The organism is Bacteroidia bacterium (assembly GCA_033391075.1).
GTDB lineage: Bacteria > Bacteroidota > Bacteroidia > J057 > J057 > JAWPMV01.
Map to the genome: position 1 here is coordinate 6576127 of JAWPMV010000001.1, position 22625 is coordinate 6598751.

A 22625-nucleotide genomic window follows, 5' to 3' on the forward strand; every position below is an offset into this window, starting at 1 on the left:
CTTATGGGATTTTGCGGAAGCTCTTGACGATCTTGTAAAAAGCCTTCTTCAATTTCTTAAAATCCTTATCTCCATAAGTCGTTATGTTCATGCCGATAAGGTATTGCTCATCGTATTCGATGTAGGCATAGGCAATCCATTTGTCAGGGAAACTTTCTGAGATAGATGGAGAGAAGTATTCTTTACAAAAAGCATTTAGCTGCGATTTTGTATTTGTAGGAAATCGCTCTGTGCTAACTCTTCCGCCCTTCTTTTCCCCTAAAAAATGGCTATCCAACCAGGCATAAATCGCCTCTATGGAATCACAGTGTTCCATATCCCGGCTGATATATTGTACCCTTATATATGGCTCTCGTATGCTCTTATTTGCCCCTTTCTGTTGGTAGACAATGAAGTTTCCATTTTGATCTGTAAAACTTTCAGGATTGATCCAGGGGATTTCCTCATTTTTGACAGGATTGAAAGAGGAAGGATGTTGTAGGCTAAAGTTCAATTCTTTAAACCGAAACAAGGACTTTCTTTCATTTTCAAAAATGACCTCAATAGTATCCTGCCTATTTATTTCCTGCTGTTCAATCCCTTCAAGATTACAAGAGATCAGTTCGCTTTCAGGGGAAAATACAGGACTTGAAGATATCCCCCATAATGCCATGAGCAAAAGGGAAAGAAAGCTTTTCATAGATCAAGAAATGGAGGTAAAAAATCTCTAGGGGACTATATTAAAACTCTTGACCAATTGCTGGAAGTCCGGTTTGGAGGCTTCAAAATCCCCTTCACTTAAACTGGTGAGGTTCATCCCTATGATGTAATCATCATTGTAGTCAAAATAGGCATACCCCATTCTTTTTGCGGCTCGTCCATCTGCTGTTTTGGGTGTGCGATATTCACGACAAATGGCCTCCTTCCCGGATTGGGTATCCAGATTGAAAAAATCATTTACTACTTCTCCCTTTACATCATCAGCCAGAAATCTCGAATCCAACCACATATAAACAGAATCTATAGTCCCACAAAAGGGCAAGCTCTTATTGATGTATTGAACCATGATATAGGGATTCTCCAACTTGGCTTCTCTTCCGCTCCTGATATAGGTTACAAATTGCCCGTTGAATTCTGAATAGGCTTCCGGATTGATCCAGGGCGTATCGGTATTGTTTAGGGGAATGAGAATGTTGGGATGTTCCAGGGTGAATTTCATCGTGTAGGCTTCAAATCGCAATTTGTTTACAGCATCTACATAGACGAAAGGAAACATACTATCATCTCCCAGCAATCCCCCAATATTCTGGACAGTGGTTGCAGGTGTTTGCTCTTCAGTTGCCGCCGTGCTGGCAGGGGTTTGGGTTTGCTGTGTATTTTCTGAAGTAGTGGGAGTATTACACGCGATCAGACTGCCTATCGCAAAGAGGATCAGTAGTATATTTCTCATGGATGCAAGTTAAGGATAAATGGGGAAATGGGACGAGTGTTAGTGTATTTGGGTGTTAGGGATAATCTCGAAGAGACTCTCGCACCCAAACACCCTAAAACCCTAACACACGCTTCAATATCCGCTTCACCGATCCCACATAACTACCGCCAAATAAATTTACATGAACCAATAGGGGATAGAGGTTATATACCTCAAAGCGATCTCCAAATCCTTCTTCCAAAGGATACACCTCATGATAAGCTTTGTAAAATCGCAGGGGCTGAGAGTCAAAGAGTGTCATGAAAGCCAATTCCATTTCTCGGTGGCCATAGTAAACAGCCGGATCAATGATGCAGACTTTGCCGCTTTCGTCAGTCAGTATATTTCCTCCCCACAAATCCCCATGCAATAGTGAAGGAGATTCCTGAGGGAAGATTTGGGGTAGTTTTTGGTAAAGGTTTTCGAAGTCTGATCTAATGCTTTCTACGAATGCTCCTTTCCTTATCGCTTCTTTCAGCATAGGTTCTATCCTTTCCTCTATGAAAAAATCTATCCAACTATCTTTCGGACGATTGGATTGAGGAAGGGCTCCAATAAAATTGTTGTGGTCCAGGCCGAATTTTTCCTGACTGTTTAGGTGAAGCAAAGCCAGCTTTTGCCCGAAATCCTCCCAATAATCTGCAGCCCTCGATTGGGACTGAATAAACTCCATCAGCAAATAAGCATGGCTTTCACTTTCTCCAGTACCCATCATAATCGGTGTACGAATACTCCCCGCCTCAGCCAGAATTCCCATTCCTTTTTCCTCCGACTGAAAATTACTCAGGGCTCCGGGATGATTGTATTTGAGGAAATAACTGCCTCGATCTGTGAGGAGTTCCTGGGCATTGTGAATGCAACCTCCGCCTATTGGCCGAGAAGACTGAATCCGAAATCCCTGTGTTTTTTCCAGGCTCGATTGCAATTCCTGAGGAATGGACATAGTGAATTTGATTGTTTAGCAAAATTAGTCTTTCCCAGCACTTACTCAATGCCTGCCTGCGAATTCTCGAAAGCCTAAATAAAGATGGACGCACTCCCGGATATTTGAGTCATCAATCATTCACATATCATCTACAATGAAAACTTTAAGAACAAGCCTTAGCATCGCAATTCTGATCCTGATCTTCGGACAAAGTTTCGCTCAACCCTATTTCAATCCAGGCAGCACATCATTGGTCAGTACAGAGGGCCTCAATGTTCGCGAAGCTCCTGAAATAGATGCTGAAGTGATCGATCAGTTGAGCTTTGGACAGGAAGTAATAATTACCGCTATGACAGATTCTTCCTTCAGCAGCAATGGGAGAAGCTATCCCTTTGTAGAGGTCTTGTATCAAATGGATGGTCAGGAAAGAAATGGCTTTATCTGGTCGGGATTATTGGCAGCTGCCTATAGTTATGAAGGAAACAGCCTTTACCTCCTTAAACATATCAAAGGAGGAGATATGGAAGATCCGAAAGCCCGCTTCGTTTTATACAAAAGAGAAGAAGGAAAGACCCAGGAGCTCTCCCGTTTTGAGTACGAGTATCTGGAGTTGGAGATGTTGGAATTCATTTCTTTATCGGTGAAAGAGATCGAAGGCTTTGAGAATGTCGAAAATCTAATTCGTATTGATATCAGTCATTTGGCTTGCTGCAGTTCCAATGATGAATTGTATTTCCTGGAAAGCGATGCAAAATCTCTTAGTCAGTTGCCTAGTATCAGCAATGTTTTTTGCGACGGAGAATACCCTCGTCATGAATACCAATTTCCGATGGATGCACCGGGTCAAAGATCACGCATTATCCATACAGAAACAGAATATGACCTGGAAGGCAATATCCTTCGCAGAGAACAAGTGCAAAGCATCGCCTGGAATGGAGAGAAACTGAGTCCCTATAAAAATTAGTTTCAAACAAGCTTTCCACGACTTTTCCACAAGTTTATCCACAGAATAGGTCCAAATCCAAAAAACACCTTATCCTTATTCAGCTTTTATTAGTTTTACGGCAATTACAAAACTATGTCCTCTACGAAAACTTCTCTTGCTCTGGTCTTCGGTGGTCAATCCCCCGAACACGAAGTATCTATACGCTCTGCACGCAATATTTTTGATGCTATTCCAACAGAAAAATACGATGTCGTATTGATTGGAGTAGATAAAGTGGGAGCCTGGAATCACATTGCAGAAGAAGAACTTCGAAAGGAAGATCTTGATTTAAAGAAAGCGGGCAAGCCTTTGGCAGTTGTTCCCGGAGCGAAGGAAAAGCAGATTATATACTTATCCACGGAAAATGGCACTTTTCCACAAATAGATGTAGTATTCCCGATTACCCATGGTCCTTATGGAGAAGATGGAACACTACAAGGTATATTTATGCATTTGGATCTGCCTTTTGTTGGACCTGGTGTACTCGGTTCTTCGGCAGCAATGGATAAGGATGTCTGCAAAAGACTTTTGAGAGATGCTGACCTGAAAGTAGCCGAATATGTTTGCTTTCAGTATTATGAAAAAGACGCCATTGACTACATCGGGGTGGTCAATAAGCTTGGACTCCCGCTCTTCATTAAGCCCGCAAATATGGGGTCCTCTGTAGGTGTAAAAAAAGCTGAAAGTAAAGCTGAGTTTGATGCTGCTATTCAGGAAGCTTTCCGATATGACCATAAAGTGATTGTTGAAGAAGCGATAGTCGGGAGAGAGCTGGAGTGTGCAGTCATGGGAAATGCAGTAGTGGAAACTTCCCATGTGGGAGAGGTTGCTGTTGATCCGGAAGCTGCAGGACTTTATGATTACGAGAGCAAATACATTTCAGCCACTGCGGCAGAAACCCTCATACCCGCACCCAATATCGATGATCAGACTCTGGCCAAGCTTCTCTTGGTTGCCAAGAATTCCTATCGAGTTGTAGGTTGCGAAGGGATGACCCGTGTCGATATGTTTCTGACAGAAGAAGGCCATGTTTACGTAAATGAACTCAATACTCTTCCGGGTTTTACCAGCATCAGTATGTATCCTAAACTTTGGGAACATGCTGGAACTTCCTATTCCGATCTGATCGATCACCTTATAGAATTGGCTTTGGAAAGAGGAGAACGAGATAAAAAGCTGGAGAAAAGTCTTTCTTAATATTTTCTCTAAACAAAGCTGTCATCCTATACTTGCCTAAGAGCTAGGGAAGAAAAGAATTCTTAGTTTGTGGTATTTGAATAAGCAGCAAAAGGAGAGGGGATAAATCCGTTAAGTGTCATTGGTTTAAAAAACCGTCCGGGATGTTGGTTTCCCTCTCCCTCTGATCCAAAACTAGAACAGTACAGTAGGCTAAGAGCCAGAATGTAGGATTGATAAGTTCGAATCAGAGCTGCTCAACTATAGGATTATGGATAATAACGTATATGGAATCGACATTGCCAAAAAAAGCTTTGAAGTAGTCTGTCTTAATGATAGTGGGAAAAGCTGGGTAAAAAGCTATTCCAATACTGCTTCGGGCCATTGTAAATTTATCGAAGTCCTCTCTCAAGGAGATCTCTGTGTCATGGAAGCAAGTGGTCCCTATTATTTATCCCTGGCCTTTAGTTTACATCAGCATGGGATTAAACTAAGTGTAGTTAATCCCCTGGTCATTCGCCGCTACAGTCAGATGCAATTAAGGCGAACCAAGACCGATCAGCAAGACGCGCGCTTAATTGCTCAATATGGACGGGATCACCGAAGCTTTATTAAGCTCTGGCAGCCTCCAGCGGCTATTTTTCTCCGCTTACAGCAGTTTTTGACTAGCATTAACCTATTTCAAAAACAGCTCCAGATGCTTCGTAATCAGCTCGAGGCTATGGATCAAGTTCCTATTGTGGATCCTTTGGTGAGAAGTCAGCAGCTTTATCTGATCGAACAGCTACAAGCTTCGATCAAGCGGCTGGAGCAACAGATGCTCAGCCTTAGTAAAGAGCATTGTTCACAAAGCTATCAGTCGCTTATGAGCATCCCAGGTATAGGACCTAAGACCGCTTGTTTGTTGATCTGTATTACCCATGACTTTAGCCGATTTGAGTCTGCCAAACAATTGGTCGCTTATTTGGGATTATGTCCTCGTATTTTCACATCGGGTAGCTCAGTAAAGGGAAAGGAGAGGATCGTAAAAATGGGGCAGGCCTTGGCAAGAAAGTATCTCTATATGGGAGCCTTTTCCGCGATGAAAGTAAATCCTCTTTGTCAATCTATGGTAGAAAACATGAAGCAAAAGGGTAAACATCATAAAGTCATTAGAGTTGCGGTTGCTCATAAACTCTTAAGACAGGCTTTTGCTGTAGCTAAAAATAGAACTCAATTTAATCCCAATTTTATTTGACTTTTACTACAGTACATCCCGGAATCTATGCAGATATCCGGGACCTCTAGCCAGTACCCATTTGCGAGAGATCCCGGCTCTTGTTTTAAGGCCGGGATGACTAGCTTTTAAGAGCTTCTTGTGATCATCTGCATTTAGTCCTCCATTTCGCCTCAGGAATCCCATATTTTTTGTAATTTCACCTTATGGAATATCCTTCGAAAGCGATAGAAGAAGCTGTTAATGAATTGGCCAGCCTGCCGGGCGTAGGAAGGAAAACGGCATTGAGATTAGCCTTGCACATCCTCAAGCAAACGGAAAACGATGCCGAACGCCTCGGAGGTTCAATTATCAACCTTCGCAAAAACATCAAATACTGCGAAAGTTGTCATAATATTTCGGACGATCCTCAATGCAAGATTTGCAAACATCCTCGTCGCAATAAGCAACTGCTTTGCGTGGTAGAAGATGCCAAGGACGTAATCGCTTTGGAGAGCACACACCAGTTTCAGGGAATTTATCATGTCCTTGGAGGCCTGATAAATCCGCTGGCAGGTGTGGGGCCATCTATGTTGAACATAGATTCGCTGGTTTCCCGCATCAATGAAGGGGGAATTGCAGAAGTCATTCTGGCCTTCAGTGCAAATATTGAAGGAGATACCACCGCTTTTTATATCCAGAAGAAGCTGGCCAAAAGCGGAGTCAAAATTTCCAGTATCGCCAGAGGTATTCCAGTCGGGACAGATCTTGAATTTACAGACGAAGTTACCCTGGCACGATCTCTCATGAACAGAACCTTGCTCGCCGTACCTGGAGCTGAATAGGTATGTCCGATCTCTCTGTCATTATTGTCAATTACAATGTAAAGCACTTTCTCGAACAGTGCCTTCATTCTGTATTGAAAGCCAGTTCAAAGCTTTCAGTCGAAATTTTTGTCGTAGACAATAATTCAGTTGACGGCAGTCAGCAGATGCTTAAAGAGAAATTTGGCGAGCAGATTATCCTCATTGAGAATACCGATAATCCCGGCTTTTCCAAAGCAAATAATCAGGCCATCAAGCAAGCGAAAGGAGAATACATACTTCTCCTCAATCCCGATACTATAGTCGAAGAAGAGACTTTCCTCAAATGCAAAGACTTCATGGACAGGCATCAGGAAGGGGGAGCATTGGGCGTAAAAATGATTGATGGTCAGGGTAAATTTTTGCCGGAATCAAAAAGAGCCCTTCCTACTCCCTGGGTTTCTTTCTACAAAATATTTGGCCTTTCCAGCTTTTTCCCCCGCCATAAAAAATTTGCTAAATACCACTTAGGTTATCTGGATAAGGATGAAAACCACGAAATCGAAATACTTTCCGGAGCTTTTATGTGGATGCGTAAGTCTGCCCTGGATAAAACTGGTTATCTGGACGAGAGCTTTTTTATGTATGGAGAGGACATAGATCTTTCCTATCGCTTCATTCTCGAAGGCTATAAAAATTACTATTTCTCGGATACCCAGATCGTTCATTATAAAGGAGAGAGTACCAAAAAAGGAAGCCTCAATTATGTCAGGGTCTTTTATCAGGCCATGATCATTTTTGCCAAGAAACATTTTGGCGGGAATCAAAAGCGTTTATTCATCAGTTCTATTAAAGTAGCGGTTTACCTGCGGGCTTTAATGGCTGTAGTGTACAGGCTTTACCAGCGACTGGCATTTCCCTTGCTTGAGGGGATCATGATTTATGGAGCCATGTTTGGGGTTAAATCCTATTGGGAGCATTATGTAAAATTTCTGGAAGGGGGAAAGGATTATTATCCCGAGATTTTTTCCACGCTTTACCTGCCGGTTTATACCCTGGTATTTGTGAGTTTCCTCTGGATAGCTGGCGCCTATAAAAAACCATTCAAGATAAAGCCGCTCATCATGGGCCCCTTGTGGGGATTCATTGCCATCGCTACCGCGACCTATATGTTTTCCGGCATCCTGAATTTTTCCCGGGCTATTGTTGGTCTATCCTCCATTTTTGCTATGCTCATCGCCATCGCCAATCGGGGCATCATCAATATGCGGGAGAAAGGGAGTTTCTTTTTCACGGAAGGCAAACAAAAACGAGTTTTGATTGCAGGGAAAAAAGGAGGAATCGCCCGAGTTTCTTCTCTGATCAAAGGAGAATTGGATTATCCGGTAGAAATCGTGGGAGCAGTTGCGGAAAAATATCAGCCGGATTCAGAAACCGAATTGCTCGGCAGCTTTCACCAATTGAAAGAGATCCTGCGATTCTACCAAATCGATGAAGTGATCTTTTGCAATGAAGATATGTCCACCCAACAAATTCTTGATCTCATGGCGGAGATACAGGATGCAGATGTGGAGTATAAAATCGTACCACCGAAAGCTGATTATATCGTAGGCCCTCAAGTAATTCTGAACAGTCGTTATAGCGAGCAGATTCATTATCGCCTTCAGGATCGGGAAGAGAAATTGAGAAAACGTGTATTTGATTTAGCGGCCAGTAGTCTCCTACTATTGAGCTTTCCGCTACTCTTCTGGTTATACGAACAGCCAGGCCGAGTCATCCGAAAACTCTGGGATGTCTTTGCGCATAAAAAGCACATCGTAGGATATATACATCCTGAAGATTCTGACCTCCCCCGGATCAAACCCGGCCTACTAAATATGCTGGATAGGGTGAAGCCCATTTCTGATACAGGTCCGATGAATACCCATGGTCTGGATAAATATTATGCCCAATCCTATAGTTGGGGAATGGACCTTGCTATCCTCTTAAAATCCTGGCGAAAAATAGGAACCTCCCTTTAGAGAAGCTTTTTCTACTATAATTCTGGCTTTTTACTCTGCAAGCGACATATTATCTTTCCGTATTCTCTTTATTTTTGCAGTCCATGAGTAGATTTTTACCCCCATCCTTTCCATTTCTTTCGAAAATCCTGCCTCAGTCAATCTTGCTGTGCCTGATCATGCTATCCTTCTTTCCCTTGAGAAGTTTTTCACAGGAAGAGTGTCGCTTGAAAAAAGAAAGTATCAAGCCCTTGATCGAGCGATTCAATCCTTATTTCTCAAACCATACCTATAAAGCCAGTAAGTATACTGAATTGGCTAGAATGGGTAAATATCGTCTGCTAGTGGTCAAACAAAGTGGATGCAAGAGGCATCATATCAATTTTAATCTGTTGCTGGATTCAGATGTAGTAATGGATGAGCCTGATTTTTGGATTGCAGAAGCTAAATCAATGCTCCATAAGGTTTTTCATAAGGACCCGAATTACAAACGACTGGGACCAGAATTCGATCGCTTATTTGAGGAGAAATTTAAGATGTATGGCCTGGGGCGGAAGTTCAATTTCCCTATCGGTACCCGAAATTTCATCTGCCAGATCATCAATGATCCGGAAAATGGTGGACAAATCGCCATTGAAATGGTCAGTTATATCTTTAAGGAAAGGGTGGATGTAAAAAGAAAAGGCATTTCTCTGAAAGATGATGATGGCTGGAAAGCTGCCGACGGAAATCAATGACGCACTTGATAATTTATTTTACACAGTAGGTATTTATGGGTAAAGAAACACTAGGAATTGTGTTTTATTTACGAGGGCTTTTGACAATTGTGAGTAGCTTATGTTAAAAAAGGTAATCCTAGGGGGTGTATTCCTGCTTCTACTGGTATCTGTCAGCCTGGCTCAGGATATATATCTGAGCTTGCAGGATCAGGTGGATTTAGGATACATAGAGAAAGCAACCGTAATTGGTCTGTCGGAGGGAGGCGAGGAATTATTTGAAAAAGAAAGCGATAAAAAAGGCCGTGTTTATCTTCAGACTTCCTGGATTGAACATAGCCACAAATTAAAAATCAGCCATCCGGGCTATAAGGATTTAGAGATTGATTTCGAGGAAGTTCAATCTCTCCAATTCCGTATTTATCTGGAAAGCAAAACCTTCAATTTCAATGAGATTGTTTTTACGGCCAATAAATACCAGGAAAATAAAGAAGACATTCCCTATCAAATTGATGTAGTAAAAGCCCAGGATATTCAATTTAACAATCCTCAGACTTCTGCTGACCTTTTAATGCAGAAAGGAAGCGTTTTCGTACAAAAGACTCAAATGGGTGGTGGCAGTCCCAATCTCAGAGGTTTTGAGGCAAATAAGGTACTGCTGGTTATAGATGGCATTAGGATGAATAATGCGATTTATAGAAGTGGCCATTTGCAGAATGTAATCACCATTGATCCCTCTATCATTGACCGGACGGAAATTATGTTTGGGCCTAGTTCGGTCATGTATGGCAGCGATGCCCTGGGAGGAGTCATGCATTTTTATACCAAAAATCCAGAATTAAGTAGCGATGGAGAGCCCCTTTTAAAGGCCAATTTTGCCAGTCGCTATGCATCCGCCAATCAGGAAAAATACCTGCATGCCGACCTCAGCTATGGTAGACAAAACTGGGGTTCACTCACCAGTATCTCTGCCGTTGATTATGGAGATTTGCGAGTTGGAAATAACAGAAGAGAGGAGTATCCCAATTTCGGCCAAAGAGATTGGTATGTGGAAAGGATAGGGGGAAGGGACTCTCTGATCAACAATGAAGACCCCAACCTCATGCGAAATACAGGCTTTAGTCAGCTGGATATTCTGCAAAAATTCTTTTTCCTTCCTTCTACCCGTATCTCTCATACCCTCAATTTCCAGTTTTCGACTTCAACAGATGTACCTCGCTTTGATCGACTTATTCAATGGAGAGATGGAGTCCCCAGATTTGCCGAATGGCACTACGGCCCACAGAAAAGATTACTGGCTTCCTATCAGTTGAAGCACACGGCTAAAAACAAATACTATGATCAATTAAGTTTGATTGCCGGCTATCAGGGTATTGAGGAAAGCAGGATAAACCGAAACTTTCAAAGCGAACTTATAAATAATCGAATCGAGCAAGTGAAGGTATTCAGCCTGAATCTGGATGCCAATAAGATCGTTCGTCAGGATCATGAACTTGCCTATGGATTGGAGGCTGTGATCAATGATGTTGCTTCCACCGCATTTCAGGAAAATATCCTAAGCGCTGAGACCTCTGCCCTGGATACTCGCTATCCGGACGGGGGAAGCATGATGAATACCTTTGCTGCCTATTTCACCCATCGCTGGGAGTTGAATGATGAACTGACCTTGACAGATGGGATCAGAGCGACAGCTGTTTCACTGAATTCACGATTTGAGGACAGAAGTTTTTTCCCATTTCCTTTCTCCGAAATAGACAAAAACAGCCAGGCATTGAGTGGCAATCTGGCAGTAGTTTTTCAGCCAGGAGATGGATGGAGAATTTCTGCTTTAGCCGCTACAGGCTTCAGAGCTCCCAATCTGGATGATGTCGCTAAAGTATTTGATTCACAACCTGGTAATGTAGTCGTTCCCAATCCCAACCTCAATCCCGAATACAGCTACAATGGAGAGTTAAGCCTCAGCAAAACCTTCGGCGATATACTCAGAATAGAGTTGACAGGCTTCTATACCTGGTACACAAATGCCATAGTAGTGAGGGATTTCAATTTAAATGGAGAACAATTTGTCCTTTATGAAGATTCACTTAGTCGGGTTCAAGCCAATGTAAATGCAAAAACTGCCTTCATTGCAGGATTGAATAACAACATCTACCTCGATCTGGGCGAATTTTCTTTCTCCAATAGTCTCACTTTTACTTACGGACAAGAGACCGAGACAGGAGTCCCTATGGATCATATTCCCCCTTTCTTTGGAAAGACAGAATTCAATTATAAAACCAAAAGATTTCAGGCCTCTTTCTATAGCTTGTATAATGGATGGAAGCGCCCGGATAGATATAGTCCCCGGGATGAGAATAATTCTGAGTTTGCTACGGAAGATGGTTGGCCTGCATGGATGACCTTAAATCTTAAAGCTTCTTATGCTTTGAATCCTAAACTGAAGCTTCAATTTGGAATTGAAAATCTTCTGGATACTCACTATCGCCCCTTTTCCTCTCGTATTTCGGCAGCAGGTCGAAATATCATCTTGAGTTTAAGGGCAGGTTTATAAAATAAAAAGCCGGGACTTGAGTCCCGGCTTTTTTATTTAGTATCCATAAAGAAGACTACTCGACGAGCAGCTTCTTGATAGTTCTCATATCTCCTTGTCTGATAGAAATATTATAGATGCCAGCCGGAAGATTGCTGATATCGATCTTGCTGGAGGACTGATTAGCAAAAGGCCTCATTTCAAAGCCCTTCACCATTTGTCCAATGGTATTTCTAAACTCTACCTGAAGCATCTCTGTACTTGTTCCAAAGTATTCCAGGCTCACTTGTTCCTGAGCAGGATTTGGATAAAGTCTGATTTCAACTTCATTGGGTAGTTCTCGGGTGGAATTGGCTATGTCAGTGATAATGATCGCAACCGGGCGAGCAATTTCAGCACGATAGACATCTCCTTCATCTGAGGTAACCGTTGCAGCATTTGTACTGATAAATTCATTTTGAACCAGGATATCATCAATGTACCAACCCTCTTCGAAGGTATTGTCATCTGATCCAAAACGGAAGGCTAGTGCCGCAGGTACACCCTCAAAATCTGTCAGGTCAATCTTTGTTTGAATCCAACCATTAGACTTACCACTAAATGCCAGTCTCGCTCCCATTGGATTATTTGACTGTACCGTGCTATTGTATCCATTGGTCAACATCTTTTCTCCGAGATCGACCCACTGCCCACCGGACAGAATTTCAACAACCCCTCCATCCCAGGTAGCTTCTGTATCATAGTAATGCCAGAAAGAAAGAACCGGGCTCCCAGTTGGGGTAAAGATCGGCATAATCAATGCCTGATCATTGGTTGTATCAACATTGGGTATAAACCAGGAAGTCAACGGAGAACTGGAACGATCAATAGAGGTTCTCCATTCATCAACACCCGCTCTTCCCTGATTTCTATAATCAGATACATCCCCTTCAATATCATCCTCAAAATCAGGCAGACTAAATGGCTGAGAAGAGTTTGCTGTTACCTGGAAGCTAAAAGTCGTGTCTTGCTCTGGAGCAAAGTTTCCAAGATTAAAACTCAGAATATTTCCACTCAAATTGAGATTGATGGTAGAGGAGTTGTTTACGTATTGGAAATCACTGGAAAGAGTATCTCTTACGATCAGGTTGTTAAGAGGAGTCGATTTTTGGTTCCTCACAAAGAAACTAAAGGTGATAGTATCTCCATTTTCTACCGAGTTCTTATCAACTGTTTTCTCCATAAAGAGAATTTCTTTCACTTTATCCGGAAGGTCAAAAGCTTCTGTACCATCGCTTCTAGAGAAGGAAGAGCCTGCATCAGCGCTTGCTCCTAATCCTCTACGAGCAAATACTTCCCAAATAAGTCTTTGGTTAGCTCCACCATAGTTGATACTATCTGCTAATAGAATTGCATCCCTTACCTGGGTAAATCCAGGGAAACAAGGTTGCAGTTTCATCCCATCCAGAACTAGTTGCATGGCCATATTATTTCCGCCAGTTCCATTATAAATATCAGCATCAAATCCATGCTCGTCGGTCATTGCCCAATACAGATCCCACAACATAGAACACATAACGGAACCTACACCATGAGGAACTGAGAAAGTCTTAATATCATTATAGGTATAGGGACTTACTGTCATATCAGTACTATAAGGAAAGTTTCTAATACCTCCTCCAGTGGTTGCCTGTCCGGCTGCATAGGTCCCTATTCCTTTTGCTTCTGCTCCTGTATCACCGGGCTTTACTTGCATTACAAGGGCAAACCAGTCACTCCATCCCTCACCAGGCTGTTCTTCATTTCCTAAACATCCTGCTTCTGCGGGACCTCCTGTTAATCTATTAGAAATACCATGACCAAATTCGTGAGCTACAATTCCATTATCCAAATCTGAATCTCTATCTGTAGCTGCTAGAAGCGGCTTGGATAGAGTTATGTTTACGGTTCCACTTGCAAGCAGATTCTTTAAATTGGTTCCATCATTTTGGCTAATAAAGAAGGCAGGAATATTCACACCCGCTCCGGAAGCTCCAGGAGCCATACTAATAAGTCCGCCTCCACGGCCATCATTTGCAACAATTACACCTATCGCTCCTGCATTCTGTGCATTCAGGGCTTTAACCCCAAACTCACAGGTCCCTCTATCAATCAAAACTATTTTACCAGAAACATCACCCGCATTTGAAAGTGCGTTACAACCTTCATTGTTTCCTGTACCATCTTCTACTAAAATCAAATCAGCTGTAACAGGATTTATTATGTCCGTATCACCAAAAGCAGCAAGTCTGGAAGTGACCGCTCCCTGATTACTAGCTGGAGAGTTGACTTCAACTCCTCCAATTCCAGGATCACCAGATGGCCATATAAACATACTCATCACTCCGCTACTTCCATCAGGAGGGGTACCAAAGGTCGCATTATTGGTCCCGCTACCATCCTGGGCATCTGCCCTTACTGCATCACCACCTGTTCCTCCTCTTCCGTAGTTATTCACCTGAAAATTACCAGAGACTTCATCGAAGCCATAGTTGTACCAAACATCATGCATGATGTTGTTCATGTAAAACAAATTGGTAATAACTGCATCCTGATTTTGATCAGGGCCTACACTTGTGTCATAGGTAAAATCGAAATCCAGATTCGCACCTCCATCAGGACTATATCCCGGAACATTGTTGGCATCCCTATCCTCACTAGCCCAAACATTATTTCCTCTTGTAATGGTAAACTCTGCTCCGGCAACTCCATCTGTATCATGCCAGCCAAAAGGAGAGGCCGTAGCATCGGAAGGATCCTGGATCAATACATATGGTCCGTGATTGGGACTTTCTGTAGGAATTGCCAGAACACGATACTGTCCAGTCATCATATTGGCTTCTTCCAAAGAGTTTGCTCTTGGGGCATACATGAAACTTTCTTCGAAGAAATTCATGTGAGCGTCTGCATCATGGGTATGATTTGCTTCGAAATTACATTCAACAACCCAGTCTTCTTCAAAAATCAATCCCCCACTATTTGCATCAATGATAGCGTTGTAATAATGAGGTCCGTCTGTACTCTGAACCTGCATATTCCAGCCAAGCTTTACTCCCCCTTTCTGATCAGCGTAATAGACCAGTTTAAAAGGAATAGGCTCATGTGCTATCTGATTACTGCCAAGGGTTCCGCTTTGCTCCAGGCCCTTTGCAACACTCAATACTTCTATTTGGGATGAAGTCTTCCAATCATGCGCTACACACAAGCTTTGCAAGGCAGCCTCCGGAGATAAAACAGGAGTACTTCCAAGGCTTTTCTGTCCCAAACCTTTGATAAGCTTTTGATGTCTTGCGACAACTTTTCCATTCCAAACGTGGATGGATGCATTACTATTTACAATGGAAATCCCATTATGGGCCTGTTGCAAATAGATGTGTCGTACTGAATTATGTTGCGTCACATAATCGTTCGTCACTTTCAGTTCCTGTAAGTCAGCTTGAGAAAATCCCTGGCTGACACCCCAGGTTTTGAAATCCTGTAAAACAGGACCGATGGGCTTGTTTTGCCCAAACACATTACTACCTAGTACAATGCAGAAAAGCACCACCAGGGAGAGTTTAACTTTCGTCATGATCTTTAGGGTCTTGATAGTTAGTCGTACGGATAAATTCGAGTGTACCTGAATCCCCAAGAATTCAGATTATTTAGGATAAAAACAGATAGCAAAATACTATGCTAAATCCATTTTCTAAAATTGAAATAAGATAAATCCTACAAGCGTCATCTGATGGACATATATCTAATTAATGGCCAGCCAGATAGCTCGTTTGCAAATTGCGATGAGTGTAAATAAGGCGTCATAATTTGTAATTATATTGATTCGTATCTTTGTATGAGGAATTTTCTTCCGACAATCTTTTATCTATGAATTTGAAGACTACAATTATAAGTCCCTGGATTCTTCTTTTGTTACTTTTTCATTTCGTTTCCTGCAATGGACAGACGGAAAAGGCTATGGAGAATTCGCATACATATACTAATAGACTAATTAATAGCGCAAGTCCCTACCTCCTTCAACATGCGCATAATCCTGTAGATTGGCATCCCTGGGGAGAAGAAGCTTTGCAAAAGGCAAAAGAGGAAGATAAACTCCTGATCATTAGTGTTGGCTATGCCGCCTGCCATTGGTGCCATGTGATGGAACATGAATCCTTTGAGGATACGACGGTCGCCAATCTGATGAATAAGCACTTTGTTTCAATCAAAGTGGATCGGGAAGAAAGGCCGGATATAGACCAGATTTATATGAATGCGGCCTACATGACAGTAGGGAAGGGAGGCTGGCCACTCAATGCAATTGCCCTCCCCGATGGAAGGCCTTTGTTTGCAGCCACCTATTTTCCCAAGAAAGACTGGCTACGGATGCTCAATTTCTTCATCAAGAAAAAGACAGAAGCTCCAGATGAACTCCTGGATGCAGCAAGTAAAATGACCGAGGGTATGCAACAGTTCGATTTAGCGAAACTGGAACTAAATAAAAGTAGCTGGGAACCTGCTATCATGGATGCAGTTACTGATGAATTACTTTCAAAAATGGACTTGAGAAAAGGCGGCTTAAAAGAAGCTCCAAAATTTCCCATGCCTAGTATTCATCGATATTTGCTGAGAGACTTTTACCTAAACGAAAATGAAGAATCCCTGGAAGCCCTAAATGTGAGCCTGAAAGAAATGGCCTATGGAGGAATTTATGACCACCTTCGAGGAGGCTTTGCCCGCTATTCAACGGATGCCATTTGGAAAGTGCCCCACTTTGAAAAAATGCTCTATGACAATAGTCAAATTGTCAGCCTTTATTCAGAAGCCTACCAATTGAGCAAAGATCCTCTCTACAAAAAAGTAGTGTATGAAAGCCTCGCTTTTGTCGAAGCAGAATTACTAGATGAATCCGGAGGTTTCTATTCTTCTCTGGATGCAGATAGTGAAGGGGAAGAAGGCAAATTCTATGTCTGGACAGAAGAAGAAATCGATGAACTGCTGGGAGAAGATGCCGCTTACTTCAAAGCATTATATAATGTAAAAACAAAAGGAAATTGGGAGGGAGAGAATATTCTCTACATCACAAATCCTCTTTCAGAAGTTGCTGCAAGCTTTTCTATGAATGAATCGGATTTTGCGAAAAATATAGAGGCTTCGAAAAAGAAGCTTTTAGCAGAACGAAATAAAAGAGAACGGCCGGGATTGGATGATAAAGTTTTGTGTTCCTGGAATGCCCTTATGTTGATGGGATATTTGGATGCATATCGTGTTTTCGGGGATGAGAACTTTTTTGATAAAGCATTGAAGAACGCCCATTTCCTCAAAGAGCATATGATCAGAAAAGACGGAGGAGTGGATCGTTCTTATAAAGATGGAAAATCTTCCATCAATGGTTTTGCTGATGATTATAGCTTTCTCATTGAAGCTTTCGTAGCTATGTATCAGGCAACTTTCGATGAAAACTGGTTGTTTGAAGCAGAAAAGCTTATGGAATATAGCCTTGAGCATTTCTATGACGAACAAACAGCTATGTTCTATTACACCTCCGATCTGGATGACAAACTAATTACCAGAACAAAAGAAATTGCAGATGGCTTCATCCCGGGAGCAAATTCCTCTTTAGCCAAGGGTTTATTTTTTCTGGGAACTTATTTGTACAAAGAAGATTATCTGGAAAAATCTCGCCAAATGCTCAGTAATATGGAAGAGCAAATGAAACAAGAACCTGCCTTCCATTCCAATTGGGCACATCTCTTAACTTATTTCACGCATCCGCCTTATGAGGTTGCCATAGTAGGGGAGGACTGGAAAAAATTGCGAAGAGAAATGGATGCAAACTTCCTACCCAATGTTCTTTATCTGGGAGGCAATAGCGAAGGAAAGCTTGAACTACTCAAGTTCAAACTCGTTCCAGATGAGACCTTTATCTATGTCTGTCAGGACAAAAGCTGTAAGTTCCCAGTACAAGAATCAGGGGCTGCATTAAAGCTTATTGACAAATAATTTGAAACACTTTTTGTTTTAGCATCGTATTTGCAGAAACAATTTGAAATATTTTCGAAGATTTCTTTGCATTTTTTCTGAAGGTTTTCTTCCTTTGTGAACTCTTTGAAAAATACACTCCTCCTTAGCTCAGTTGGTTAGAGCGGTTGACTGTTAATCAATAGGTCCTTGGTTCGAGTCCAAGAGGGGGAGCAAAAAAGCCATACGTAATTAACGTGTGGCTTTTTTCGTTTTAGCTCCCTTGCTTAGAGTCCCGTTAAACGGGATTAATTAATAGGTCCTTGATTTACCAGAGCTTTGGGGAAAGAAAGGGTACAAAAATCAACTAATAATAAGACTTTAATCATTTAAGCCTTCAATTCCTGGGGGTAAACTTGATTTTCAAAAAAGATCAAGATGATTCGTTTAAGGCTTTCAGTTCTATTAGCAATCCTGCAATTTCTTTACCTTTTTGATACAGTACCTCTACATGGACAGCAAACTAAAAACGCATCCTATCTTGAAATTGGTACCAACATTGGAGTTACTACAGGGTCTGTATCAATAGAGAGACACTTTTTTTCGAATAAAAAAGAAAAGCTGCATCTCTATGCTCGCTTAGGATTCGGTTATTTACATACTTTCTATTTTAGTCCTTCTGGTCCTGGGGCAAAGCTGGGGGTATCCCTATTAGCCGGAAAAAGGAAACACTATTTTGAAACAGAACTTGGACTAATGGGAGGGCGCCACATTCAATTAAACGAAGATCGAAATTATTTGGGTCCCATGTTTAGCCTGGGATACAGGTATCAACCACCTCAAAGCGGGTTTTTGTTTAAAGCATTTGCAGGCATTTTAGGAGTGGGAATAGGAGTTGGTTATACCTGGTCAAAAGTGAAAAAAGAAGTTAGGAATAAATAGCAAGTCTACATGCTACGAAAGCCCTATTTTAGATATGATAGAATTTAAAAACAATAGACTTCCATGCACTCGTCTTGAGTATCTCAATTAAACTCCACATCAAAGGTCCCATTCATTACCACCTTAACGTCATCGGGATTTGCAGAATTTCTCATTTTGAATGAAAATCGTCCAGTAACTCGGGTTTCTGTCAAGCTTTCAATCGTAGCGCTTCCTGCTTCTTCCTTCATCCCGGCCGTGATGTAGATAAGCTTATCGCCTGTATCGGACTCATAGGCCGCCTGACTTGTTTTCCCTAGCGCATAGGTTCCCGGCCCAATACCATCCACATTATATACGGTTATATCCAAATAGGTCCCATTGGCAGCATAAGCCTTGAATTGGACAACTGTATTGTGATCAGTTATAGCATCTACATTCAGTCCATTGTGAGGATTCTGGCCATCATTTGTCCAGGCTACCCCGTCCAATAAAAATTTTACGGTCCCTTTATCTTCCTTGTTAGGGACCTCCTCTTCATAGCTTTTTTCATCATAGGAAGTATCCGTTTTCGTATCACCTCCACAAGATAGTGGAAGCAAGCAAATCGAAAACATAAGCAATAGGAATGCTGACTTTTTCATAAGCAATTCATTAGAAGGTTGAAAAAGCGAGGCTATAATCAGGAGCTAACAAGGAAGCAGCTCCTTATTATAATTTACCTAAATACAGGCAAAAATCATATGCCTGCATACAAGACTTAGGCTTATATGAAGAATAGATCCAGATAAATAGATTTGGATTTCAGCTATTATACTTATTTGCTCTACTTTTTAGCTGGGCAAACTTCAGGTGCTTTGTATGGGAGATTTAGTAAGCGAAAGTAGTTTTCTCCAAGCGCTATGTAACGAAAAGCTTCATCGTTCATATCCAGATTTAAGTAACTGGTCTTTTCCAGGGCTTGCTTATAATCTTTATAGGTTTTATTTGAAGAGGCGACAAAATCAGTTCCGGTCAGAAAACGAGTAGGATAGGCATTGATAAAGGAAATGTATTTAGCGCGAATTTCCTCCTTAAAAAACACAGAATCCCACAATACATCCCAGGAAAGATCAATCCAGAGTTTGGGATATTTGTCCAACAAATCAGCAAGAATCTTTATGTGTTTATCGGGATCTATACTGGTCAGTTCTCTGGATAAACCCATATGGGACCATACGATCTTATTATCCGGATAGATCTCCAAAGTTTTTTCCATCAAATACAAAAAGGCAGTAGGATCATCATCATTTCCCAGATCGCAATGGATATTGATAGGAATGTCCCTCACACGCAAGGTATCCATAAACTCGGCCCATTGAGCGATATCCTTCAGATCGGCTTTTTCATGGCCATTGGGAAGCAATGCCTGTTTTACCAAATTCACTTCTCCCATCCAGCTAAACATCCCTGGATATTCCTTATCAAAGAGACGAATCTGATCGATTACAGGTTCAGGATTGGCCAGATCAGGGAAGGTCATAGAGAGAACGAAGTTGACAGTCTTCTCCTCTGATACATGCTCTTTGTAATAATCCAGGCTGTTTGCCGCATTGATAAAATCATTCGAAAGGCTTGGAGTAACATCTGTCCCCGGACAATCCAGATAATAAGTACAAGGACTATCAGGTGGTAATTTTTGTCCAATCCCAAAGACATTTACAAAAAGGACCCCTGATCGCTCAAAGTACTTGACCAATTCCGGATAGGGAATGGCTTCTCCTCCAAAAGGTCGAAAGTGACAATGGGCATCTACTTTGAAGGTATAGCCTTCTTTCTTCCGATTATAACAATCGCAGTCATCTTTTGTGAACTCTGCGAAAGTTCGGTGGCTACGACAACTGATACTACTGATGAAAAGTATGGATAAGATTAAGCAAAACGTAACAAAGGAAGGTCTGTTACCTTTTTCTTTCTGTGTTGCTATCATGTAGGTTTATATAGGCGTTTAAAACTTAGACATATAACGCAAGGATGCGTATAGGAAATATAATGCCGCCTTGAAATTTTCCCCAAACAATTTTGCCCTCTTTATTTCCTCGAGAAACTTGAGATAATCCCATAAAGATCGCTTGAGGCAAGTTGACTTAATTCTCCAATAGGCGTGCTCATCACAATCTGGAAATGCCTGCCCTTCAATTGGCTCCTCAGTAAGATCACTTGTCGTTTGGATCCTAGAAAAGCATGCTGTTCCCATCGAGTCGTCCCTATTTTTTGCTGTTGGATAATTCCTTGCCTTTCAAAAGCCTGGTCCGGAAAATAATTCGACAAGCGCGCTTCAGGAGAAAGATTATCAAATCCCAGGAGGATTTCACAAGTCTCTGCTTTCCTTAACAGATACATCTCGCCATTTTTCTCCATTTGATATGCCATAGGAAGCAGGCATTTCCACTCTTTTGTATTCAATTCCTGAAAGCGTTGAAAGTAGTTGCTATCTCTTCGAATAAATCTACTCCCAAAAACTTCTACGCCCTTTACCTGGCCTTTTCGATCCAGACTAAATCGAAGGGGATCAGCCTGTCCCTGAAATCTACGCATAGCCAAGGTTTTGTTCACAAAATCCAACTGAAACCTACTCAGCAATTGTGAACCTCGATAAGCTTCTCCAACGAGGCCGTATTTCTCTTCAGGCTTTATTTGTAAGCCCACACCATGATAAACAAAATTATCTCCTCCGCCTGCAAATTGGTAGCTACCGATGTAGTGCTCATAGTTTCCTCCATCCAAATCGTATTCATTCAAGCTAGGATCAGTAATTCTCGGTTGCCCATATTCATTAGGACTTTGCCCCAAAACAATTCGCAAAAGATTGTAAGCGATGTTAAACTCAGTCCTGTACCGATAGCGATCAATAAAAGTATAATCCAGATTGAGTAAAACAACTACTCCAATTTCATGCAAGGGATCAAGGATCATGATGGAAGAAGCCGTTCCCGTACTGCCCCCATGAAAGACCAGATCTTTCCCCTCTATATTTCCCCGCATCCACCCCAGGCCATATCCAAATTCTTCGTCTTCTCCACCTTCTTCATAGGAAAAGCCAGCAAAGCAGGATTGAGCTTCCCACAATTTCTCTCGACCAGCAATACTGATTATGCCAGATGTATTTGGATTTAAAAGGGCCAGCATATAGGCAGAGAGGTCCTTAGCAGAGGATCGCATCAAAGAACCAGCCGGAATCATTGCCTCTGCTTCCTGATTTCTTTCAATGTGGGCAGGAATAGAGGAGTTAATTCCATAATAATGCCCATCTATAGATTCCAGTTGTTCAAAATCCGTAAATCGTGTGCTGGTGCTATTCATACCCAGCGGTTTGAAAATGTGTCGCTCCAGATAATCAGCATAAGCTTCCCCACTTATGGCATGAAGCAGATAACCAGCGAGAGAAAAAGCGGTATTGGAATAACGATAGAATAGTCCCGGCTCCTGTTCGAGATATGTCCCATCCAAAGATTTCATCAGTTGATATGTCGCAGAATCTCCTTCCAAACTTCCATCCGAATAGCCTCCATACAAAGCACTTGAGTTATTGAGTAACATCCGGCAAGTGATCTTGCTGCTTTTTTCAGGCTTTGCAGTTTGAAATTCCGGCACATATTCGACGATGGGTTTATCCAAATCCAATTGTCCCTTTTCAACCAATTGCATCAAAGCCAAAGCCGTCATAGACTTGGTCAGACTTCCGATAGGCAAGACACTTTCGACTCGCATAGGAGCTTTCTGCCCAAGTATCTCCTTCCCAAAAGCAGCCTGATAGCGAACCTCCCCTTTTTCGACTATACTCACTGAAAAGCCGGGAGCTGCAGCCTCTTTGTAAATGCTTTGCAAATAGCGATCAAGCTGTAAATCCTGATTTTGAGCGAATGCAAATGAGGGAAAGACAAAAAATATGAGATTTAATATGAGTAAATGACGCATATCTAAGACTAG

General features: G+C 41.8%; 17 protein-coding genes and 1 tRNA gene. 10 read left to right on the top strand and 8 right to left on the bottom strand.

Going from position 1 to position 22625, the window contains the following annotated elements:
- Nucleotide 1: 1 nt before the first annotated feature.
- The 3 genes from R8P61_26335 to R8P61_26345 all read right to left on the bottom strand — a co-directional run bounded on the left by R8P61_26335 (nt 2) and on the right by R8P61_26345 (nt 2393).
- Nucleotides 2–679, bottom strand: a complete 678-nt coding sequence (locus R8P61_26335) for a hypothetical protein (GenBank protein MDW3650622.1) — start codon at nt 677–679, stop codon at nt 2–4.
- Nucleotides 680–706: 27 nt separating this feature from the next.
- Entirely contained in the window at nt 707–1429 is a 723-nt protein-coding gene (locus R8P61_26340) for a hypothetical protein (protein ID MDW3650623.1), read from the bottom strand.
- A 94-nt stretch (nt 1430–1523) separates the two neighbouring features.
- Nucleotides 1524–2393, bottom strand: a complete 870-nt coding sequence (locus tag R8P61_26345; protein MDW3650624.1) for a fructosamine kinase family protein — start codon at nt 2391–2393, stop codon at nt 1524–1526.
- 136 nt (nt 2394–2529) lie between these two features.
- Between R8P61_26345 and R8P61_26350 the strand changes: the two genes are divergently transcribed.
- The 3 genes from R8P61_26350 (at nt 2530) to R8P61_26360 (ending at nt 5773) form a co-directional block, all read left to right on the top strand.
- A complete protein-coding gene (locus tag R8P61_26350; GenBank protein ID MDW3650625.1) occupies nt 2530–3339 on the top strand; it encodes an SH3 domain-containing protein in 810 nt (269 codons plus the stop codon).
- Nucleotides 3340–3453: 114 nt separating this feature from the next.
- Nucleotides 3454–4557: a D-alanine--D-alanine ligase gene (ddlA, locus tag R8P61_26355; GenBank protein ID MDW3650626.1), complete on the top strand. Its 1104-nt coding sequence runs from the start codon at nt 3454–3456 to the stop codon at nt 4555–4557.
- A gap of 250 nt (nt 4558–4807) precedes the next feature.
- Entirely contained in the window at nt 4808–5773 is a 966-nt protein-coding gene (locus R8P61_26360; protein ID MDW3650627.1) for a transposase, read from the top strand.
- A 6-nt stretch (nt 5774–5779) separates the two neighbouring features.
- On the opposite strand, the gene R8P61_26365 is transcribed toward R8P61_26360, so the two are convergent.
- Entirely contained in the window at nt 5780–5938 is a 159-nt protein-coding gene (locus R8P61_26365) for a hypothetical protein (protein MDW3650628.1), read from the bottom strand.
- A gap of 20 nt (nt 5939–5958) precedes the next feature.
- Between R8P61_26365 and recR the strand changes: the two genes are divergently transcribed.
- From recR to R8P61_26385, 4 genes are all read left to right on the top strand, one after another.
- Entirely contained in the window at nt 5959–6576 is a 618-nt protein-coding gene (recR, locus tag R8P61_26370; GenBank protein MDW3650629.1) for a recombination mediator RecR, read from the top strand.
- Between the two features lie 2 nt (nt 6577–6578).
- Complete coding sequence (locus tag R8P61_26375; protein MDW3650630.1) at nt 6579–8555, top strand: glycosyltransferase; 1977 nt, start codon at nt 6579–6581, stop codon at nt 8553–8555.
- 158 nt (nt 8556–8713) lie between these two features.
- Complete coding sequence (locus R8P61_26380; protein ID MDW3650631.1) at nt 8714–9271, top strand: hypothetical protein; 558 nt, start codon at nt 8714–8716, stop codon at nt 9269–9271.
- 100 nt (nt 9272–9371) lie between these two features.
- Nucleotides 9372–11801 carry a TonB-dependent receptor gene (locus R8P61_26385; protein MDW3650632.1) on the top strand — a complete coding sequence of 810 codons (2430 nt, stop codon included), beginning with the start codon at nt 9372–9374 and terminating at the stop codon, nt 11799–11801.
- Nucleotides 11802–11856: 55 nt separating this feature from the next.
- Here the strand turns inward: R8P61_26385 and R8P61_26390 are convergent, their stop codons facing one another.
- Nucleotides 11857–15369, bottom strand: a complete 3513-nt coding sequence (locus R8P61_26390) for a T9SS-dependent M36 family metallopeptidase (GenBank protein MDW3650633.1) — start codon at nt 15367–15369, stop codon at nt 11857–11859.
- Between the two features lie 293 nt (nt 15370–15662).
- Between R8P61_26390 and R8P61_26395 the strand changes: the two genes are divergently transcribed.
- The 3 genes from R8P61_26395 to R8P61_26405 all read left to right on the top strand — a co-directional run bounded on the left by R8P61_26395 (nt 15663) and on the right by R8P61_26405 (nt 18677).
- The gene (locus R8P61_26395) at nt 15663–17777 is read left to right on the top strand and encodes a thioredoxin domain-containing protein (GenBank protein ID MDW3650634.1); all 2115 of its coding nucleotides are present in this window, start codon (nt 15663–15665) and stop codon (nt 17775–17777) included.
- 118 nt (nt 17778–17895) lie between these two features.
- A tRNA-Asn gene (locus R8P61_26400) sits at nt 17896–17969 on the top strand.
- A 204-nt stretch (nt 17970–18173) separates the two neighbouring features.
- Entirely contained in the window at nt 18174–18677 is a 504-nt protein-coding gene (locus tag R8P61_26405) for a hypothetical protein (GenBank protein ID MDW3650635.1), read from the top strand.
- A gap of 83 nt (nt 18678–18760) precedes the next feature.
- Here the strand turns inward: R8P61_26405 and R8P61_26410 are convergent, their stop codons facing one another.
- The 3 genes from R8P61_26410 to R8P61_26420 all read right to left on the bottom strand — a co-directional run bounded on the left by R8P61_26410 (nt 18761) and on the right by R8P61_26420 (nt 22613).
- Complete coding sequence (locus R8P61_26410) at nt 18761–19300, bottom strand: DUF6252 family protein (GenBank protein MDW3650636.1); 540 nt, start codon at nt 19298–19300, stop codon at nt 18761–18763.
- A 182-nt stretch (nt 19301–19482) separates the two neighbouring features.
- Entirely contained in the window at nt 19483–20625 is a 1143-nt protein-coding gene (locus tag R8P61_26415) for an amidohydrolase family protein (protein MDW3650637.1), read from the bottom strand.
- A gap of 101 nt (nt 20626–20726) precedes the next feature.
- Nucleotides 20727–22613 (bottom strand): serine hydrolase domain-containing protein, encoded by a 1887-nt coding sequence (locus tag R8P61_26420; protein ID MDW3650638.1) that lies wholly within the window; start codon nt 22611–22613, stop codon nt 20727–20729.
- Nucleotides 22614–22625 lie beyond the last annotated feature (12 nt).